Source organism: Demequina sp. (assembly GCF_049841215.1).
In the GTDB taxonomy this organism is placed as follows: domain Bacteria; phylum Actinomycetota; class Actinomycetes; order Actinomycetales; family Demequinaceae; genus Demequina.
Genome location: NZ_JASGEO010000010.1, coordinates 245,551 through 265,171, shown reverse-complemented (window position 1 = coordinate 265,171; position 19,621 = coordinate 245,551). Strand labels below are relative to the sequence as shown.

At 66.5% G+C, this 19,621-nt stretch carries 19 protein-coding genes and 1 riboswitch; of the genes, 6 read left to right on the top strand and 13 right to left on the bottom strand.

Annotated features, from left to right (window positions below; genetic code table 11):
* Window positions 1–49 precede the first annotated feature (49 nt).
* A complete protein-coding gene (locus QM618_RS04720; RefSeq protein WP_428095307.1) occupies window positions 50–1,444 on the bottom strand; it encodes an NAD(P)H-quinone dehydrogenase in 1,395 nt (464 codons plus the stop codon).
* Window positions 1,445–1,502: 58 nt separating this feature from the next.
* Here QM618_RS04720 and QM618_RS04715 point away from each other — a divergent pair, with 58 nt between their 5' ends.
* Both QM618_RS04715 and QM618_RS04710 read left to right on the top strand, forming a co-directional pair.
* Complete coding sequence (locus QM618_RS04715) at window positions 1,503–2,303, top strand: purine-nucleoside phosphorylase (RefSeq protein ID WP_428095306.1); 801 nt, start codon at window positions 1,503–1,505, stop codon at window positions 2,301–2,303.
* The gene (locus QM618_RS04710; RefSeq protein WP_428095305.1) at window positions 2,300–3,994 is read left to right on the top strand and encodes a phospho-sugar mutase; all 1,695 of its coding nucleotides are present in this window, start codon (window positions 2,300–2,302) and stop codon (window positions 3,992–3,994) included. The genes QM618_RS04715 and QM618_RS04710 overlap by 4 nt, the downstream gene beginning before the upstream one ends.
* A gap of 4 nt (window positions 3,995–3,998) precedes the next feature.
* Here QM618_RS04710 and QM618_RS04705 read toward each other — a convergent pair whose 3' ends face one another.
* From QM618_RS04705 to deoC, 3 genes are read right to left on the bottom strand one after another with little or no spacing between them, the layout of a single operon-like run.
* A complete protein-coding gene (locus QM618_RS04705; RefSeq protein WP_428095304.1) occupies window positions 3,999–4,853 on the bottom strand; it encodes an aldehyde dehydrogenase family protein in 855 nt (284 codons plus the stop codon).
* On the bottom strand, window positions 4,850–6,349 hold the full coding sequence (locus QM618_RS04700) for an aldehyde dehydrogenase family protein (protein ID WP_428095303.1): 1,500 nt from the start codon (window positions 6,347–6,349) through the stop codon (window positions 4,850–4,852). The genes QM618_RS04705 and QM618_RS04700 overlap by 4 nt, the downstream gene beginning before the upstream one ends.
* A 5-nt stretch (window positions 6,350–6,354) precedes the next feature.
* The gene (deoC, locus tag QM618_RS04695; protein ID WP_428095302.1) at window positions 6,355–7,368 is read right to left on the bottom strand and encodes a deoxyribose-phosphate aldolase; all 1,014 of its coding nucleotides are present in this window, start codon (window positions 7,366–7,368) and stop codon (window positions 6,355–6,357) included.
* Between the two features lie 156 nt (window positions 7,369–7,524).
* Window positions 7,525–7,589: riboswitch (guanidine-III (ykkC-III) riboswitch) on the top strand.
* A gap of 12 nt (window positions 7,590–7,601) precedes the next feature.
* Here deoC and QM618_RS04690 point away from each other — a divergent pair.
* Complete coding sequence (locus QM618_RS04690; protein ID WP_428095301.1) at window positions 7,602–7,916, top strand: DMT family transporter; 315 nt, start codon at window positions 7,602–7,604, stop codon at window positions 7,914–7,916.
* 158 nt (window positions 7,917–8,074) lie between these two features.
* Here the strand turns inward: QM618_RS04690 and QM618_RS04685 are convergent, their stop codons facing one another.
* Window positions 8,075–9,142, bottom strand: a complete 1,068-nt coding sequence (locus QM618_RS04685) for an adenosine deaminase (RefSeq protein WP_428095300.1) — start codon at window positions 9,140–9,142, stop codon at window positions 8,075–8,077.
* 121 nt (window positions 9,143–9,263) lie between these two features.
* On the opposite strand from QM618_RS04685, the gene QM618_RS04680 reads away from it, so the two are divergent.
* Complete coding sequence (locus QM618_RS04680; protein ID WP_428095299.1) at window positions 9,264–9,617, top strand: DUF2200 domain-containing protein; 354 nt, start codon at window positions 9,264–9,266, stop codon at window positions 9,615–9,617.
* A 4-nt stretch (window positions 9,618–9,621) separates the two neighbouring features.
* On the opposite strand, the gene QM618_RS04675 is transcribed toward QM618_RS04680, so the two are convergent.
* The 8 genes from QM618_RS04675 to QM618_RS04640 form a co-directional block, all read right to left on the bottom strand.
* Window positions 9,622–10,638, bottom strand: coding sequence for a hypothetical protein (locus QM618_RS04675; RefSeq protein ID WP_428095298.1), 1,017 nt, complete (start codon window positions 10,636–10,638; stop codon window positions 9,622–9,624).
* Window positions 10,635–11,942, bottom strand: coding sequence for a thymidine phosphorylase (locus QM618_RS04670; RefSeq protein ID WP_428095297.1), 1,308 nt, complete (start codon window positions 11,940–11,942; stop codon window positions 10,635–10,637). The genes QM618_RS04675 and QM618_RS04670 overlap by 4 nt, the downstream gene beginning before the upstream one ends.
* Window positions 11,939–12,337, bottom strand: coding sequence for a cytidine deaminase (locus QM618_RS04665; protein ID WP_428095296.1), 399 nt, complete (start codon window positions 12,335–12,337; stop codon window positions 11,939–11,941). Before QM618_RS04665 ends, QM618_RS04670 begins: the two co-directional genes overlap by 4 nt.
* Window positions 12,334–13,620: an ABC transporter permease gene (locus QM618_RS04660; RefSeq protein ID WP_428095295.1), complete on the bottom strand. Its 1,287-nt coding sequence runs from the start codon at window positions 13,618–13,620 to the stop codon at window positions 12,334–12,336. Before QM618_RS04660 ends, QM618_RS04665 begins: the two co-directional genes overlap by 4 nt.
* Window positions 13,617–14,873, bottom strand: a complete 1,257-nt coding sequence (locus QM618_RS04655) for an ABC transporter permease (RefSeq protein WP_428095294.1) — start codon at window positions 14,871–14,873, stop codon at window positions 13,617–13,619. Before QM618_RS04655 ends, QM618_RS04660 begins: the two co-directional genes overlap by 4 nt.
* Window positions 14,870–16,387 carry an ABC transporter ATP-binding protein gene (locus QM618_RS04650; RefSeq protein WP_428095293.1) on the bottom strand — a complete coding sequence of 506 codons (1,518 nt, stop codon included), beginning with the start codon at window positions 16,385–16,387 and terminating at the stop codon, window positions 14,870–14,872. Before QM618_RS04650 ends, QM618_RS04655 begins: the two co-directional genes overlap by 4 nt.
* A 107-nt stretch (window positions 16,388–16,494) precedes the next feature.
* Window positions 16,495–17,556 carry a BMP family lipoprotein gene (locus QM618_RS04645; protein ID WP_428095292.1) on the bottom strand — a complete coding sequence of 354 codons (1,062 nt, stop codon included), beginning with the start codon at window positions 17,554–17,556 and terminating at the stop codon, window positions 16,495–16,497.
* Between the two features lie 101 nt (window positions 17,557–17,657).
* Window positions 17,658–18,740 (bottom strand): mannose-1-phosphate guanylyltransferase, encoded by a 1,083-nt coding sequence (locus QM618_RS04640; protein ID WP_428095291.1) that lies wholly within the window; start codon window positions 18,738–18,740, stop codon window positions 17,658–17,660.
* A gap of 52 nt (window positions 18,741–18,792) precedes the next feature.
* On the opposite strand from QM618_RS04640, the gene sdhC reads away from it, so the two are divergent.
* A complete protein-coding gene (gene sdhC / locus QM618_RS04635; RefSeq protein ID WP_428095290.1) occupies window positions 18,793–19,167 on the top strand; it encodes a succinate dehydrogenase, cytochrome b556 subunit in 375 nt (124 codons plus the stop codon).
* Window positions 19,167–19,610, top strand: coding sequence for a succinate dehydrogenase hydrophobic membrane anchor subunit (locus QM618_RS04630; RefSeq protein WP_428095289.1), 444 nt, complete (start codon window positions 19,167–19,169; stop codon window positions 19,608–19,610). Before sdhC ends, QM618_RS04630 begins: the two co-directional genes overlap by 1 nt.
* The last annotated feature ends 11 nt before the right edge of the window (window positions 19,611–19,621 follow it).

Genomic DNA, 19,621 nt, shown 5'->3' with positions numbered 1-19,621 from the left:
GAGTGAGGCCGAGTGGAGCCGAGTGAGACCCAGTGAGAACCCGCGAGACTCAGTGCGTCCCGGGATCCGTCATGTTGTGCAGGCGACGCGCTGCCTCGGCCACGGTGCCACTCAGTGACGGATACACCGTGAACGCGGCCGCAATGTCGTCAACAGTGAGGTGCTGCGCCACTGCGAGAGCGAGCGGGAAGATGTGCTCCGACGCCCTAGACCCCACGATCACCGCACCAAGCACCTGCCCGGTCACGGTGTGACCAAAGATCTTCACGAAGCCCTCGTCGATGCCCAGCATCTTCGCGCGCGGGTTGCGCGCCAAATCCAAGCGAGACACCTGGTAGAAGATGCCGCGCTCCTTGAGCTGGTTCTCGGTAGCGCCCACGGACGCGATCTCGGGGGCGGTGAACACGTTCTGCGCCACGGTCTTGAGTTCGATCGGCGCCACCGCATCGCCGAGCGCGTGCGCCATCGCGATGCGACCCTGCGTCGCGGCGACGGACGCGAGCGGCAGCACCCCGGTGCAGTCCCCCGCCGCGTAGACGCCTCGCGCGGACGTGCGCGAAACCCTATCCACGGTGATGTAGCCGCGCGAATCCACCTCAACCCCAGCGTCGGCCAGGCCAACGTCGCTGGTATTGGGCACCGAGCCAACGGCCATGAGGCAGTGAGAGCCCTCAACAACGCGGCCGTCCTCGAGGAACACCACCACGGAGTCGCCCTGGTTGACGACCTTCTCGGCGCGAGCGCGCCCAAGCACGGTCATGCCGCGCCGCGCGAACACCTCGGTGATGAGCGAGGACGCCTCGGGGTCCTGGGACGCGAGCACGCGATCGCCGGAAGACACGAGCGTCACCCGCGAGCCCAGCAGGTTATAGGCGCCGGCAAACTCTGCTCCGGTGACTCCAGAGCCCACCACGATGAGGTGCTCGGGGATTTCGGTGAGGTCGTACAACTGGGTCCACGTGAGGATGCGCTCGCCGTCCGGCTCGGAACCAGGGATCACGCGCGGCGACGCCCCAAGCGCAAGCAACACAGCGTCGGCCTCGAACTCGTCCGCGTCAGTGGCCACGCGGGTTGGCGACACGAGCCGGCCTGCTCCCTGGACCACCTGGATGTCGTTCTTTGCCATGCGCAGCGAGATGTCGTGCGACTGCTTGAGCACCAGCTTGCGGATGCGCTCGTTAACCGCGTGCATGTCCACGCGAGAGCGCAAGCGGTCGGCGGTGCCTTCGGAATCCGCGATGCCAAGCTCGGGGGCGCGGCCCGCAATGGTGAGCCACTCCGCGGTGGCGATGATGGTCTTTGAGGGGACAACATCGGTGAGGACGGCGTTGCCACCGAGGCCCTGACGCTCAATGAGCGTCACCTCGGCTCCCGCCTTACGGGCGACGAGTGCCGCCTCGTAGCCGCCAGGTCCTCCCCCGACGATCACTACGCGTGAGGTCATACCTCCATTGTGACGGACTCACCGGCAGGCTGTGTTCGCCGGGGATAGTGTTAACCGTATGGATACCGCCCTCAATGCCGCGGCGGAGGCCGCCGCCGTCCTCGCGTCCGCAACCGGTGTAGAACACCACGACATCGCTCTGATTCTCGGCTCCGGTTGGGGTGGAGCAGCGGATCTCATCGGCGAGGAGGTCGCGTCAATCGAGGCCAGCGAGATCCCCGGATACGACGCCCACGCAGTCGCCGGGCACTCCTCCCTCATGCGCTCCATCCGCACCCCAAGCGGCAAGCACGTGCTCGTTCTTGGTGCCCGACAGCACTTCTACCAGGTACGAGACGCCGCAAAGGTGGCCCATGGTGTGCGCATGGCCGCCGCCGCAGGATGCACCACTTTGGTGGTGACGAACGGCTGCGGTTCCTCGCGCCCCGAGGTTGGCCCCGGCTCCGTTGTGCTCATCAGCGACCACATCAATTTCACAGGCGCCACCCCGCTCGAGGGCGCCACCTTTGTTGACCTCACGCAGGCCTATTCGCCGCGGCTCCGGGCCCTGGCACATGAGATTGATCCCACACTCCCAGAGGGCGTCTACATCCAGTTCACCGGCCCCCAGTACGAGACGCCCGCAGAAGTGCAGATGGCCACGCGCTGGGGTGCGGACCTCATCGGCATGTCCACGGCCCTCGAGGTCATCGCCGCGCGCGAGCGCGGGATGGAGGTGCTCGGCCTCTCGCTTGTCACCAATCTGGGCGCCGGAATCGGCGGCGAGGCGCTCCACCACGGCGAGGTGCTCGACGTTGGCCGCGAATCCGGCCCCCGCATCTCCCGCCTGCTCGCCGACATTGTGGCCAGGCTCTCGTGACCACGCTCCTTGATACGGCCCGACGCTGGGTTGCGGATGACCCCGATGCCGCCACTCGCGCGGAGCTTGAGGTGGTCATTGCCGCCGCCGAGGGCGGCGATGCGGCGGCCTTGGCGGACATCGAGGACCGCTTCCGCGGCACGTTGGAGTTCGGCACGGCAGGGCTTCGGGGCGCCGTGGGCGCCGGACCCAACCGCATGAACCGCGCCGTGGTGATCCGCGCGGCAGCCGGCCTTGCGCGCTATCTCAGCGACAGCGTCGGGCCGTCGTTGGTGGTTATTGGCTTTGACGGGCGCCACGGATCGGTGGACTTCGCCAACGACACCGCGGCCGTCATGGTGGCCGCGGGTCACCGCGCCAAGCTCATGCCGCGCATGCTTCCCACCCCCATGCTCGCGTATGCGACGCGAGCGCTCGATGCCGATGCCGGCGTCATGGTGACGGCCTCCCACAACCCTCCGCGAGACAACGGCTACAAGGTGTACCTGGGCGGACGCGCCGTCACGGACTCGGGGCAGGGAGCGCAGATCGTGCCCCCGTACGACGCGGAGATCGCGTCGCGCATTGCGGCCGTGGAGTCCGTGCTCGACGTGCCGCGCGCTGAAGGCGGCTGGGAGATCATCCCCGACTCCGTGGTGGACGAATTTGTTCACGCGGCCGCCGCGCTTGGCCCCGACGCCGACGGGCGGCGCGCCAACACACGCGTGGTCATCACCTCGATGCACGGTGTGGGCTCCGAGTGCATGCAGCGCGCGCTCGCGGAAGCCGGTTTCACCGACGTGCACGAGGTGGCGGAACAGGCAGTGCCGGATCCCAACTTCCCCACCGTTGCCTTCCCCAACCCCGAGGAGAAGGGCGCGATCGACCTGTCGATCGCGCTGGCCCGCGAGGCGGGGGCCGATGTTGTCATCGCGAACGATCCAGACGCGGACCGGTGCGCCGTCGCCACGGTCATCGACGGCGAATGGCGCATGCTGCACGGCGATGTCGTCGGCTCGCTGCTTGGCGAGAAGATCGCGGCCCATCGCGCACTGCTGCGCATGGCCCCTGGCTCGCAGGTGTTCGCGAACTCGATTGTGTCGTCACGCCAACTCAAGGCCATCGCGGAGCACCACGGCCACAGCCACGTCAACACCCTCACGGGCTTTAAGTGGCTCGCGCGCGTGCCCGGGCTCGTCTACGGGTACGAGGAGGCGATTGGGTACTGCGTTGACCCCGCGCACGTGCGCGACAAGGACGGGATCAGCGCCGGCACGATGATGGCCGTGCTGGTCGCGGACCTCAAGGCGCAGGGGCGCACCCTCGCCGACGCCATCGACGACCTCGCGCGCTCCTACGGCGTCTACCTGACGCGCCAAGTGGCGGTGCGCTACGCCGACCTCGCCGAAATACCAGCCACAATGGCGCGCCTCTTGGCCTCACCACCGGAGACCCTTGGCGGCCACGCCGTGACCGCAACCGACGACATGGGCGAGGGGTTCGCGGGACTGTTGCCAACGTCGGGCCTGCACCTGGCGACCGAAAGCGGAGCCCGCGTCATCATCCGCCCCTCCGGAACCGAACCCAAGGTCAAGGCATACCTCGAGGTGATCGTGCCCGTCGCCGAGGGCGACGTCGCGAGTGCGCGTGCGGAGGCCGAAGACGCCATGGCGGCGCTCGAGGCAGATGTGAAGGGCGCCCTAGGGGTCTAGATCGTCAGATCAGCGCCTTGGTGTGCCACACCGTCTTGGTCTCGGTGAAGAACGTGATGCGATCGAGCGTTGCCGCTGGGATGCCGGGCTCCGGCGGGAGAACGCGCTTGAGGGTGTCGGCCGCGGTGACCTGCAGGTCCACCCAGTCAAGCGCCTCAGCGCCAGCGAGGTCGAGCGCGTTGACATCCGCGTGACCCGCGAGCCACGGTGCAATCTCCGCCGCGGAGCCCGTGAGCACGTTGACCACGCCGCCCGGAACGTCGCTCGTGGCCAGCACCTCCGACAGCGTGATGGCGCTTAGCGGGGACGTCTCGCTCGCCACCACCACCGCGGTGTTGCCGCTCACGAGAACCGGCGCGATGACGCTTACCAACCCGAGCAGACCCTGAGCCTGCGGGGCGATCACGGCGACCACACCCGTCGGCTCTGGGGTGGAAATGTTGAAGTACGGGCCGCTCACGGCGTTGCCGTTGCCCGCCACTTGCACGTACTTGTCCGCCCACCCGGCGTACCAGACCCACGTGTCGATGGCGGTCTCTACCTGGCGCTGAGCTGCGGCGGCCGTGAGGCCGTCCGTGAGGCGCAACTCCTCGACGAACTGCGCGGAGCGGCCCTCAAGGAGTTCGGCGATGCGATACAGCACCTGGCCGCGGTTGTAGGCGGTGGCGCCAGACCAGCCAGCGAAGGCCGCGCGGGCGGCCACCACGGCGTCCCTCGCATCCTTGCGAGAGGCCTTCGCGGCGTTGGCGAGGAACTCGCCCTTGGCGCTCGTCACCTCATACACGCGGCCGGATTCGCTACGTGGGAAGGCGCCGCCGATATACAGCTTGTACGTCTTGGGGATGGGGAGATGGCTCATTGTGCTGCCTTCCTCGTGGCGGTGTTGCCCGTGCCCGACGCTGTGGTTGCGCTGGCAAGGTAGGCGGCAAGTCCGTGCCTGCCACCTTCCCTGCCATACCCGGATTCCTTGTAGCCGCCAAAGGGCGACGCGGGGTCAAAGCGGTTGTACGTGTTGGCCCAGACCACGCCCGCGCGGAGCTTGTCCGCAACCGCGAGGATCTTGGAGCCCTTGTCGCTCCACACTCCAGCCGAAAGCCCAAATGGCGTGTTGTTCGCCTTGGCGATCGCCTCCGCGGGAGTGCGGAACGTCATCACGCTGAGCACGGGGCCAAAGATCTCCTCGCGGGCGATACGGTGGCTCGTCTCCACTCCCGTGAAGATCGTGGGAGCGAACCAGAACCCCTTCGTGGGAATCTCGCACGGGGCACTCCAGCGGGTTGCGCCCTCTTGCTCTCCAATGTCCGAGAGTTCGCGGATGCGCTCCAGCTGAGCCTTCGAGTTGATCGCGCCGATGTCGGTGTTCTTGTCCAGCGGATCGCCGAGTCGCAGGGTGGACAGGCGGTCCTTGAGGCGCTCGATGACCTCGGCCTCGATGTTCTCTTGAACCAGCAGGCGAGAGCCCGCGCAGCACACGTGGCCCTGGTTGAAGAAGATGCCGTTGACGATCCCCTCGACGGCCTGGTCTAGCGGCGCGTCGTCGAACACGATGTTCGCTGCCTTACCGCCGAGCTCGAGCGTGAGGCTCTTTCCGGAACCCGCCGTGGACTTCGCGATGATGCGGCCAACCGGCGTGGAGCCGGTGAAGGCCACCTTGTTGACGTCTGGGTGATTGACGAGGGCCGCGCCGGTGTCGCCGCCGCCGTTGATGATGTTGACGACGCCGGGAGGCAGGTCCGCTTGCTGCAGGATCTCAGCGAAGATCAGCGCGGACAGTGGCGTGGTCTCCGCCGGCTTGATCACCACGGTGTTGCCCGCCGCGAGCGCCGGGGCAATCTTCCACGCGAGCATGAGCAACGGGAAGTTCCAGGGCACGAGCTGCGCGGCCACGCCGAGCGCCCGGGGGTTGGGGCCGAGCCCCGCGTGATCGAGCTTGTCCGCCCACCCCGCGTAATAGAAGAACCACGCGGCGACGAGCGGGATGTCGACGTCGCGGCTTTCCTTGATGGGCTTGCCGTTGTCGAGGGTCTCTGCCACCGCGAGCTCGCGGGCGCGCTCTTGGACGAGGCGAGCGATGCGGAACAGGTACTTGCCGCGATCGGCGCCGCTGAGAGTGGACCACGAACGGTTGAAGGCCTTGCGCGCAGCCGCAACCGCCTTGTCGACGTCCGCGGCGTCGGCGTAGGCGACCTCGGTGATCTTCTTCTCCGTCGCCGGCGAGATGGTGGGGAAGGCCTTGCCGTTGCCGGGCACAAAGTCGCCGTCGATGAACAGCCCATAGCTGTCGCGAATGTTCAGGATCGATGCCGACTCAGGGGCCGGCGCGTAGTCCAGGAAGCGGGTCTTGGATTCAGGCATGGGCTCTAGTCCACCGTTACGTAGTCGGGGCCGCTGTAGCGGCCGGTTGCAAGCTTCTGACGCTGGAGCAAGACGTCATTGAGAAGGCTCGAGGCACCGAACCGGAACAGGTGCGGGTCTAGCCACTCCTCGCCAACCGTCTCTGCCACCGTCACGAGGTACTTGATGGCGTCCTTCGAGGTCTTGATGCCGCCGGCGGGTTTCACCCCGATGCGCTCGCCCGTGAGGCGGTGCCAGTCGCGCACCACCTGCAGCATGAGCAGCGTGACGGGAAGCGTGGCGGCAGAGGGCACCTTGCCCGTGGAGGTCTTGATGAAGTCGCCTCCAGCGAGGATGGACAACCACGACGCCTTCAGCACGTTGTCATACGTCACGAGCTCGCCGGTCTCGAGGATCACCTTGAGGTGGGCGTAGGTTCCGTCCTCGCGCTTGCAGGCTTCCTTCACGGCGACGATCTCGTCGAATACGAGGCCGTAGTTGCCCGCGAGGAAGGCGCCCCTGTCGATGACCATGTCGATCTCATCCGCGCCGGCCGCTACCGCGTCGCGAGTGTCCGCCAGCTTGATCGCCAGCGCGGCACGACCGCTGGGGAACGCGGTCGCCACGGCGGCCACGTTGACCCCACTGTTGGGGCCAAGGGCCGCCACCGCGTGCGGCACCATGTCGCCGTAGACGCATACGGCCGCCACGCGCGGGGTGGTGAGGTCCGAGGGGTCTGGGGTGAGTGCCTTCGCAACAAGTGACTGGACCTTGCCGGGGGTGTCGGCGCCTTCGAGCGTCGTGAGGTCGATCATCCGGATGGTCGCGTCGAGCGCCCAGGCCTTCGAGGTGGTCTTGATGGACCGCGTGCCGAGCGAGGCCGCTCGCGCCTGCAGGCCAACAGCGTCCACGCCAGGCAGACCCTCGAGGTAAACCCGCAGGCTCTTCTCCGTGAGGTCGCCGCCAATGACCTCTGCGGCTCGCGCAGTTGGCGCGAGGAGGGCATGGTCTGCCGCGCTGGATGTGGGTGCGCCTGTCACTGTGCCTCCTTGTGTCGCTCGTGCGTCGTTGGCGGCAGTGCCAGCCCCGACGGTCCTCGGCAACTCGTCATCCCTACAGCCTATGCCGCTCGCACGTTGGGCGTGGCCAGATGGGTCACACTCGCGCCCCTTGCGCGCCAGGTGTGAGACCCTTGAGGTCAGGCCGATTCCCGGCCACCGGACGAGTGCGACGTACCCGGAACGCGACAAGACGACGCTCTTTGGAGTACGTCATGCCGTGGATCATCCTCATCCTTTCCGGAGTCCTCGAAGCCGTGTGGGCCACCGCGCTAGGCCGCACTGAGGGGTTCACCAAACCAGTCCCGATCGCCGTGTTTGTCGGCGGGTTGGTGCTGTCGATGGCTGGGCTCGCCTTTGCGATGCGCGAACTCCCGGTCGGCACCGCCTACGCCGTGTGGGTGGGCATTGGCGCGGCGCTCACGGTGGGCTACGCGATGGCGACCGGCGCCGAGCCGGTGAGCCTGTTGCGCATCGCACTCATCCTGGGGATTGTCGCGTGCGTCGTGGGCCTCAAACTGACCCACTGACCCCCTCCTCGTGATCACCTCTCCACACAACGCGAATGCCTCTCCACACAAGCGAGGCGTTCCGGGCGGAGACACACGCTCAGGGGTGCGTGAGAGTACCCCGAGTCAGTCCCTCGTGTGTGGAGGGGTGATCGCCGTGTGTGGAGGGGCGATCCGGTCTACAGCGCTTCGTACGCCTCGAGGATCGTCTCCGCGAGGTCTCCGCGCTCGTCGTACGGCAAGAACGCCGACCACGCCGCCGTGAGCGTGGCCTCGAGGAAGTCCTCGCGGGTCCAACCGGCCCCCTGGAGCGCCTCAAACTCGCCGCTCACCGAGACGTTGGAGACCAAGCGGTTGTCGGTGTTGATGGTCACCGCGAAGCCGAGATCCCGCAACCCGTGAATGGGGTGCTCGGCAATCGAGCGGGCCGCCGCCGTGTGCACGTTCGACGTGGGGCTGCACTCGAGCGCGATCTGCCGGTCCAACGCGTCCTGAGCGATCACGCCAAGCACAGCGTCGTCCGTGCCGAAGTCCGCGATGTCCTCCCAAATGCGCACGCCATGCCCCAAGCGGCGAGCAGAGCCCAGGCCAAGCGCCTCTCCGCAACTCGCCGCGCCGTCAGCCTCTCCTGCGTGAATCGTGACGGGCACGAGTGCTTCGCGAAGCAGCTGGAAGGCTTCGCGGTGCTGCGAAGGAGGGAAGCCGAGCTCGGGGCCGGCGATGTCGAAGCCCACGCAGTTCTCGCCGCGGTTGTCGAGGGCCAACTGGGCGATCTCGAGCGACCGGTCAAGGTGGCGCATGGCGCATAGCAGGGCCGCCGCACGGATCCCAAAGCCCTCTTCGGCCGCGGCCGCGATGCCGTCCTCGATACCGGCCTGCACGGCCTCAACAACCTGTTGCAGCGACAAACCACCTGCTAGATGCTGCTCCGGCGCGTAACGAAGCTCGGCGTAGATGACGCCGTCGCGAGCAAGATCCACCACGGCCTCACGAGCCACGCGGCGCAGGTTCGCCTCGCTTTGCATCACGGCTGTGGTGTGCGCGAACGCCTCGAGGTAGCGCACCAGGTCCCCGGAGTTGGCGTTCTCGGTGAAGATCCGCTGCAGTTCTGCAGGATCCGTGGAGGGCAACTCGTGGCCGATCTCGGCGGCGAGCTCAATGACGGTTGCGGGGCGCAACCCTCCGTCGAGGTGGTCGTGCAAGAGAACCTTGGGCAGGGCGACGATCTGGTCGTGGGTGAGGGTCATGCTCCAAGGCTAGCCCCGCAACACTCCTGACCACTTTCCGTGGGTTCTGCGGGCGTGGGAGCGATCACACACCCCCAAAGTGGTCAGGGGTGTTGGGCACCGCAAGAGTTAGGCTGTGGAAATGGCTGACCGCTCCCAGAAGATCTTCGCGATGCCCGTAGCGAAGGTGTATCCCCTCTACGTGACCAAGCTCGAGCGCAAGGGCCACACCACCGCGGAACTCAACGAGATCATCGAGTGGCTCACGGGGTTCAACGAGGCCCAACTTGAGGCCCACCTCAAAGACGACACCACCTTCGAGGACTTCTTCGCCACGGCCCACCTCAACCCCAAAGCGAGCGAGATCACCGGCGTCATCTGCGGCATGCGCGTCGAGGAAATCGACGATCCGCTCATGCAGAAGATCCGCTACCTCGACAAGCTCGTGGACGAGCTCTACAAGGGCAAGAAGATGGAGAAGGTGCTGCGCGCCTGACGCCTCACGCCCGCGGCGACGGCAGCACGAGCCACACCAGCCGCGTCCAATGACCGAGCGCGGCAAGTTTTCCGTGCGGCGGCGACAGCGCCTCCACCGGCACCGCGTGCACCGCACCGGAGCCCGGCTCGTAGATCCGCAACGCGTCGCCATCACGCCCAACAAGCAGCACCACATGCCGCGGCACGGCCGCCTCCAAGCCGAGCGAGACATCGCCGCCAACGTATGCGGTCACGGGGATCCCGTCCCGCAGCGCCGCCGACGCATGCGCGAGCCCCGCCGCCAAGTCCCCAGGCACCCCGTCGTCGATCACGAAACCGCGCATCCTCAGCCCCGCACACCGCGTCACGTTGTCGACGCGCCACGGCGGCGTCCCCAGCGCCCGCGGCCACGGCAGCGGCCCCACCGCAGATTGGGTGGTTGCCAGGTGCGTTGCGCGCTGCAGCGCGTTCCAGCGCTCGGTGACGGTGTGCGCCCTGAAGCCGTTCACCTCCACCCGCAGCACCTCGGGCGGCATGTAGTCCCCCACTACTTGCCCGGTGGCCACCCATAGCGCCACGAAGGGGTCGGTGATCATCGCCATCATCGTCATGCTCGCGGCGCCGCACGTGGTCTGGTCCACCTGCACGGCGTGAGTTGTGCCCCATTTCACCGGCCCGACGCTTCCCGCCTTGATAGGCGACCTCACCAAGGCCCTGGCTGGGGCGGGCAGGCCGTTCCACTTGGCGGCGAGGCCCGCCACCGCGGCCACGGGGGCCCACGATGCGGCCGCGCGCTCCACGACCGCGCGGTCTACGCCCACCTCCGCGAGCGCGCTCTCGAAGGCCTTGCGGTCCGCCGCGTTTGCGGTGGCGAGGCGGCGCTCGAAGACGCGCGCGAAGATATCGTCTTGGGGGCGCTCTCCGCGTTGCGCTAGGCCGGAAGCCCGCGCGACAGAGGCGGCGGAGGTCCACCGCCGCCTCCCGCCGAACGCGTCTGAGACGTGTGCGGCGACCGCAGTGATGTTCCAGCCTGGACTCAAGAGCGGGTTCCCACCGAGTCCAAGAACAGGGTGCGCTCCACGGGTGAGTCGCCCACCTCGATGGTGCCAGCGCCATCGCAGGCTTCACCGAGCGCGCTCAGACCACGGGACATGCGCTCCGGCGTCTCGGCGTAGAGGGTCATGATGACGTCGCCCTTGCGCACCGGATCGCCAAGCTGCTTGTTGAGCATGATGCCCGCACCGAACACCACGGGAGCACCCTGCCGTTCGCGACCCGCTCCCAAGCGCCAGGCCGCTATCCCTGCGCCCAGCGCGTCGAGCCGAGTGACGTAGCCATCCGCCTCTGCGCGCACCTCCTCCGTGAGGGGAGACAGCGTAAGGGGGGTGTCTGGGTCTCCACCCTGCGCGGCGATCATGCGCCGCCACGAGTCCATGGCGCTGCCGTCCTTGAGGGCGTCCGCGGGGTCAACGTCGCGGAGCCCGGCGCCCGCGAGCATCTCGCGAGCAAGAGCGACAGTGAGCTCCACCACGTCCGCGGGGCCGCCCCCTGCAAGCACCTCGATGGACTCGGCCACCTCGTTGGCGTTGCCGATCGCGAGGCCGAGCGGCGTCGACATGTCCGTAAGCAGCGCGGAGGTCACCACTCCGGCATCGGTCCCGAGATCGACCATGGTGCGTGCAAGTTCACGCGCCTGGTCAAGATCCTTCATGAACGCCCCGCTGCCCACCTTCACGTCGAGCACGAGCACCCCCGTGCCCTCGGCGATCTTCTTGGACATCACGGAGGCGGCGATCATGGGGATGGACTCCACGGTTCCGGTGACATCGCGCAGCGCGTAAAGCTTCTTGTCTGCTGGGGCCAGCTGGGTCCCCGCGGCGCAGATGACCGCGCCCACGTCTTTGAGTTGCGCGTGCATGTCCTCGTTGGAGACATCCGCGCGCCACCCCGCGAGGGACTCGAGCTTGTCGAGGGTTCCGCCCGTGTGGCCAAGGCCGCGCCCGCTCAGTTGCGGAACGGCCACGCCGAACGAGGCGACGAGTGGAGCCAACGGCAACGTGATCTTGTCTCCCACCCCGCCGGTGGAGTGCTTGTCCGCCGTGGCCTTGCCAAGTCCGGAGAAGTCCAGCCGCACGCCGGTGTTGATCATCGCTTGCGTCCACCGCGCGATCTCGCCGCGCGTCATTCCGCGCTGCAGGATCGCCATGGCCAGCGAGCTCATTTGCTCGTCGGCGACAACACCCCTGGTATAGGCGTCAACGACCCAGTCGATCTGAGGATCCGGAATGACCTTGCCGTCGCGCTTGGCGACGATCACCTGCACGGCGTCGAACGGCTCGCTCATGACTCCTCCAAGTTCTCTGGGCCAAACGCCCAGGGGAGAATCTCGCTCATGGTGACAGGGCCGTCGGGCCCATCGAGGATGAGCCCAGGGCCACCGTGCTCAAAGAGCAACTGGCGGCACCTGCCGCACGGGGACAGCGGGGCGCCGTTGCCGTCCACGCACGCAAACGCGATGAGGCGAGTGCCGAGCCCGTCCGTGTGGAGCTTGGAGACCAGCGCGCACTCCGCACACAGCGTGAGGCCAAAGCTCGCGTTCTCGACGTTCGCGCCCGTGACGATCTGGCCGGTGTCGGTGAGCGCCGCGACTCCCACGGGGAAGTGGGAGTACGGCACGTAGGCACGCTCGCTTGCGGCCCGCGCCGCATGGCGCAGGGCCTCCCAATCGATGTCGCTCATTTCTTGTACGGGATGCCTTCTGAGGCCGGCGGGCGGGCGTGGCCCACGAAGCCGGCAACGGCAAGGATGGTGGCAAGGTAGGGCAGCATCGCGAGGAACTGGGACGGGATGCTCGAGCCGATGATGCCCAGCTGGTCCTTGAGCGAGTTCGCGAACCCAAAGAGCAGGGCCGCGGCAAGGGCTCCAACGGGGCGCCAACGGCCAAGGATCATCGCGGCGAGGGCGATGAAGCCCGCGCCGCTCGTCATTTCCTTTCCGAATGCGAGACCTGCCGCCACCGTGAAGTACGCACCGCCGAGACCCGCAACCGCACCGCCAAGGATGGTGTTGCGCACTCGCGTGCGGTTCACCTTGATACCCACGGTGTCCGCGGCCTTGGGGTGCTCGCCAACCGCGCGGACCCTGAGGCCCCAGCGCGAACGGAAGAGCATCACGGCGAGCACCGCAACGGTCACGTACATGATGTAAACGAGGATCGTCGCGTTGAACAGGGTGGGGCCAACCACGGGAATCTTGGACAGCAGCGGGATGGGCAGCTTCGCGAGCGGCATGTTCTGGTTGAGCGCCGTGTTCTCGCGCAAGAGCGTGCTGAACAGGAAGTTGGTGATACCAACCACAAGCACGTTGAGCACCACACCAACGACGATCTGGTTGACCCAGTACTTGACCGCGAAGAGCGACAGGATCGCTCCAACAAGGGCGCCGGCGATGGGCGCCGCGATGAGGCCAACGTAGGCGTTGCCTACGGCAGAGGCGACGACCGCCGCGGTGAAGGCACCCGCGAGCAGCTGGCCCTCAATGGCGATGTTGATGACGCCGGAGCGCTCGCAGATGAGGCCGGAGAGGGATCCAAAGACCAGCGGAACGGACAGCACCACGGCGGCGGTGAGCAGGCCCGTGACGTTGATGCTGGTGTCGGTCTTGCCCGCCCCAGCCCACGTGAGCAGCGCAAAGAGCACGGCGGTGCCGTAGATGACCGCGGCCCACCAAGGGAACTTCCGTGCTGTCTGCACGCACCACGCCGAGTAGCCGGCAAGGCCAAGCGCGATGACGGACAGCGTGATCGCGGTGACCTGGGAGGGCACGTGCCAGATGGGAATCTGGAAGAAGTCCCCCGGGCGCGAGAACGCGAAGGTGGTCTCCGTTCCGCCTTCCGTGCCGAAGCCGAAGAAGACGAGGGACAGGATGCCAATCACGCCCAGCGTGATGGGGATACCCCAGTGCTTGGCGGTCTGGAGGCTTGGGGCTGCCACTGCCGGGGCAGGGGTTGCGACGGCGGTCATGCCACGACCTCCTTCACCTTGTGCGGCGTGGGCAATCGGAACAGGAATCTCACGAGCGGCGGGGCCGCGATGAACAGCACGATGAGCGACTGAATCACGAGCACGATGTCAATAGGTAGCCCCGCCTGCACCTGCAGCGTTGGCCCGGCGGCCTTGAGCCCGCCAAACAGGGTTGCGGCCATCACGATGCCCAGGGGTCTCGAGGCGCCAAGCAACGCCACTGTGATCGCGTCGAAGCCGATCGAGCCCGCGATTCCCACGGTGAGCGAAGGTTGCGTGCCGAGAATCTGGGCGGAACCCGCAAGTCCGGACATCGCACCGGCAACCACCATGACGAGGATGGTGACGGTGGAGACCTTCATACCTGCGGTACGGGCGGCCGACGGGTTGGCCCCCACGGCGCGGAACTGGAAGCCAAGCGTGGATCGCTCCATGAGCCACCACGAGAAGCCCGCTGCGAGCAGCGCGAGCACAAAGCCCCAGTGCAACTGGAACTGGTCTCCGAACAGCTTGGGATACAGCGCAGAGTCGTCGAGCACCGGCGATTGCGGGTTGTCACTGCCCTCGCGCTGCATGGATTCGAGGGTGAGGAGCCAGCCAACGAGGTTGAGCGCGATGTAGTTGAGCATGATCGTGGTGATCACCTCATGGGCGCCGGTCTTGGCCTTGAGCCAGCCGGGGATGAACCCCCAGATGGCGCCACCAAGCGCACATCCGATCACCGCGAGGATGAGGTGCAGCGGGAACGGCAAGTGCCACATGAAGCCAACAACGGCACCGAGCGTGGCACCGATCATGATCTGGCCCTGGGCACCGATGTTGAACAGCCCCGCGCGGAAGCCGATGCCGATGCCAAGACCCGCGAAGATGAGCGGCGTCGCCATCGTGAGCGTCTGCATGAAGGGGGCGATCTTCTTGGCAAAGGTATCGCCGCCGCTGTTGAAGACGGCTCCCTGCCAGATGGCGCTATAGGCGGATCCGAGCGCGTCCGCAGCCGCCTGGAACGTGTCGGCCGGGCGCGAGAAGAAGTACTGCAGCGCCGCCCGGAACTCCGGGTCCGCGAACAGGATCAGCACGCCGCTAAGAATCAGGGATGCGATCACGGCGAGGATCACGACGAGCGTGGAACTCTCCACGATCTCGCGCATCACCGAACGGCCGGAGGGGCGCTCCGCGGACGGCTCGGTCTTTGGCGACTCCGCGATGGAGGCCGCGGCCACGGACTCGCCGGGAGCAGGGGTCTGCTCGCTCATGCGGCACTCTCCTCTTTGTGTGCACCGGCCATCATGAGGCCAAGATCTTCTCTGCTGGTGTCGGGCGGAACGATGCCAACGATCTCGCCGTGGTACATGACCGCGATGCGATCCGCGAGGGCGGCCACTTCGTCGAGCTCGGCGCTCACGATGAGCACTGCCGCGCCCGAATCGCGCTCTTGGATGATCCGTTTGTGCACAAACTCGATAGAGCCCACGTCTAGGCCGCGTGTGGGGTTGGAGGCGATCAGCAGCTTGAGCGGCCGCGACAGCTCACGCGCGAGCACCACCTTCTGCTGGTTGCCGCCGGACAGCGAACCGGCCGTGAGGAACACCGAGGTGGTGCGGATATCAAACTGCTCCACGGCCTTGTTCGCCGACTCTTCGACCACCGCAGGCTTGAGCGCGCCCGCCTTTGAATACGGGTCCTTGTCATAGAGGTCGAGGATGAGGTTGTTCGCAATTGTGAAGGTGGCCACGAGGCCGTCTTCCGTGCGGTCCTCTGGCACAAACCCAAGACCGGACTCGAGCACCTTCTTGATGGGCAGCCCCGTGATCTTCTTGCCGTCGAGGGTCGCGCTGCCCGCCACCGGGGTCACCGCGCCAAGCAGCGCCTCCGTGAGTTCGGTCTGGCCGTTGCCCTGCACACCCGCGATCGCGAGGATCTCGCCCGCGCGTACGTCGAACGACACTCCGTTGAGCTGCACCACGCCAAGGTCGTCAACAACGGACAGTCCGTCAACGGAGAGCACCACATCGCCTGGGGTCGCCGGCTCTTTGTCCACCGTCATGGTGACGGCGCGTCCCACCATGAGGGAGGCGAGCTCTTCGCGAGACGCGGTGGGGAGCGCAGTGCCGACCACCTTGCCGCGGCGAATCACGGTGATCGTGTCCGCGATGGCCTGGACTTCGCGAAGCTTGTGGGTGATGAGCACCACGGCGGTACCGGAGTCGCGCAGCTGGCGCACGATCTCGAGCAGCTCATCGGTTTCTTGCGGAGTCAGCACAGCGGTGGGTTCATCGAGGATGAGCACCTCTGCGCGTTGGGACAGCGCCTTGATGATCTCTACCCGCTGCTGAGCGCCAACGGGGAGGTCTTCGATAACGGCGTCGGGATCCACGTTGAAGCCGAACCGCGCGGAAATCTCGCGCACCTTGTCGCGGGCGGCGTTGATGTCGAGCAGGCGGAACGGCCCCTTGACCTGTTCGTGACCGAGCATCACGTTCTCGGCAACCGTGAAGGGGTGAACCAGCATGAAGTGCTGGTGAACCATCGCGATGCCGGCGGCCATCGCATCGCCGGGGCCTACGAAGGTCACGGGCTTGTCGTCGATGAGGATCTCGCCGCCGTCGGGGTCGTAGAGCCCAAACAGCACATTCATGAGCGTCGACTTGCCCGCGCCGTTCTCCCCCAACAGCGCGTGCACTGTCCCGGGTTCAATCACCAGATCGATGGAATCGTTCGCGGTGAAGTCACCGAAACGCTTGGTAATCCCCCTGAGTTCGAGTTTCACGCCCGCTCCTTTGCTACGCCAACTGAACACTCTTATCCAAGCACTAGGGGCGCGCCGCGTCCACGCAGCGCGCCCCATTGGGTCAGCCCCTGGGGGCCGACCAGTGCTTAGGAGAGCTTGACGGAAATCGAGCCGTCGATGATGCCAGCCTTGAGCTCGTCGAGCTTGGTGACAACCTCAGCAGGAACAACGGAAGCGCTCGGGCCAAGGCCCACTCCGCCGTTCTCAAGGGTGCCAACGTAGTTCTCGTTCGAGAAGCCCGCACCGGTAGCCGCCTCGGCGACAACGTCGTACACGGCGGGTCCCATGAGCTTCATGACCGACGTCAGGATGATGTCGCTGTAGTCGGTGGTCTGCGTCCAGTCGGAGTCAACACCGATGATCCAGGTGTTGCCAGCAGCCTTGGCGGCTGCAGCGGCACCAAGGCCAACCGGGCCAGCGACGGGCATGATGACGTCCGCACCCTGGTCGATGAAGCCCTGAGCAAGGTTCTGGCCCTTGGTCTGGTCGTCGAAGTCGTCAGTGAACGAGCCGTTCTTGCCGTCCCAGCCGAGCACCTTGACGGACGCGCCGTTCTCGGTGTTGTAGTAGTTCACGCCGGCAAGGAAGCCGTCCATGAAGATCGTCACGGTGGGGATGTTCATGCCACCAAACGTTGCCACGGTGCCGGTCTGCGTGGAGCCTGCAGCGGCGTAACCAGCGAGGAACGCTGCCTCGTCGGTCTCGAAGGTGAGGCCCTTCACGTTCTCCATTGGCGGGTCGTACGCGAAGTCGATGATCGCGAAGTTGGTGTCAGGGTTCGCGGTCGCGGCGGCCGCGGTCGCGTCAGCAAGGAGGAAGCCAACCGTGATGATGAGGTCGCAGTTTGCGGACACCATCGCGTTGATGTTGGTCTCGTAGTCGGCACCGTCGGTGGACTCAGCGGTAGCCATCTCAACGCCAAGGTCGTTGGACACCGACTGCAGGCCCTCGAAGCCCGCCTGGTTGAACGACTTGTCGTCGAAGCCACCGGCGTCAGACACCATGCAGGCCTTGTAGTCAATGGGAGTGGCCGTGTTGGTGGGGGCCGCGGTGTTGCTCGTCTCGGTCTCCTCGGGCGCGCTGGAGCACGCGGCAAGCGCGAGCGCCGTGACGGCCGCAAGGGCGCCGAAGCGAATCGTGTTCTTCATGAGTGAGTTCCTCACTGATAGGGCCCGATGTTACGGGCAGTGGGTGATTCCACTCTAGCGAGGCTTTGTTGCGTCTTCTCGCCGGGGATGTTGCGAAAAGGCTACAAAACGCTGCCCGACGCTGGGGTACCGGCGTCCTTGACCGCTTGGGCATGCGCTTTGCTCACCACCAAGATTGCCTCCGGCGTCTCCACCACCACAACGTCGTCAAGGCCCACCACCGCGATGGTGCGCGTGGCACCAATGGCGACCACGCCGTCGGACTGAATGGCGCGAATATCTGCCGTGGAGTCGATGCGCACCACGCCGTCAGCGTCCGCGGAGGTGAGCTCTGCGAGGGTCGCGAAGTCGCCGACGTCGTGCCAGTCGAAGGCCGAGGGAACCACGGCCACGCCTCCTTGGGCCGCGACGGGTTCCGCGATGGCGTGATCGATGGCGATCTTCTGCAGGGTGGGCCATACGCGGTCCATGACCTCGCCGCGCCCGCCCGTGTCCCATGCGGCCGCAATCTCGCGCACGCCGGCTTCGAGCGCTGGCAAGAGGGTGGCGAGGTGCCCAAGCAGCACGTCGGTGCGTACCACGAACATTCCCGCGTTCCATACGTAGCCGCCGTCCGCGAGCATGCGGCGCGCGGTTGCCGCGTCCGGCTTCTCCGTGAAGGCGCGAACGCGCATCACTCCCGGCGAGTGCTCAACTCCTTGTTCGATGTAGCCGAACGCGGTGGACGGTTCGGTTGGCTCAATGCCGATGGTCACCACATAGCCGTCGCGCGCAGGCCCGACGGCCGTGCGGACGGCCTCTCGGAAGCTCACGGGGTCGCCAATCACGTGGTCGGCGGCGAACGAGCCCACGAGCCGTGGGCCGTGGCGATGCTCCACCACGGCGGCCGCGAGCGCGATGGCCGCCATCGAGTCGCGAGGGCTGGGCTCCGCGAGCAGGTTGGTATCAGGCAACTCCGGCGCCTGGGCGAGCACCGCGGAGGCGTGCTTGGCGCCCGTGACCACCACAACGTCGGGCGTCAACGGGGCCAAGCGCGAGAGCGTCTCTTGAATGAGGGTGCTGCCTGTCCCAAGGAGGTCGAGGAGGAACTTGGGCCGGTCAGGCCGCGAGAGGGGCCACAACCGGGAGCCCACGCCCCCTGCGGGAACGATGGCGGTGAAGTCGTCGATGGGCGTTTCGCTCATGGCGACCAGATTATGATGCTTATCGAGGGGATCACGCCTGTAAGGAGACAAAGTGCCGTCGTTGCCGACGCTCTACCGCGGCCGCGAAGGCATGTGGATGTGGGTGGTCCACCGGACCACCGGAATCGCGATCTTCTTCTTCTTGCTGATCCACATCCTGGACACTTCTCTAGTGCGCATCGACCCCGAGGCCTACAACTCGGTGATCGCCTCGTACCACTCCCCCATCTACGGCATCGTCGAGGCGGGGCTTGTGGCCGCGATCATCCTGCACGCGTTCAACGGCGTGCGGATCATCCTCGTAGACCGCTGGACGTGGGCGCTGCGCCACCAGCGGCTGTTGTCCTGGTTTGTGTGGGGCATCTTCGTGGTGATGATGGCCGGCTTCTTGCCGCGCCACCTCATGTCCGTGTTTGGGGGCGAGTGATGGCTACCGCGGCTCCGGCCCTGACCCCGATCCCTTCCCGCCGCACCATCGGCAAGGTGCAGCGGTGGTCGTGGGTCTTCCAGCGCATCTCGGGCCTCGTGCTCATCGTGCTCATCTTCACCCACCTGTTCGTGAACCTCATGACCGGCGACGGAGTAAGCCAGATCGACTTTGGCTTTGTGGCAGGCAAGTGGGCCGCACCGCTGTGGCGCTGGTGGGACTTCGCGCTGCTGATCCTCGCGCTCGCGCACGGCTACAACGGCATGCGCATGATCGTCGACGACTACTCGCACGGCCGGATCATGCCCAAGGTGCTGCACTGGTCGCTGCGGCTTTCTGTGGTGGCGCTCGCGATCCTCGGCACGCTCGTGATCTTCACCTTTGACCCCTGCCCCACCGGGGTGGACCCGTCCATCCTGCCCAGCTTCTGCGCCGACCTGTAAGGACTGCCTTC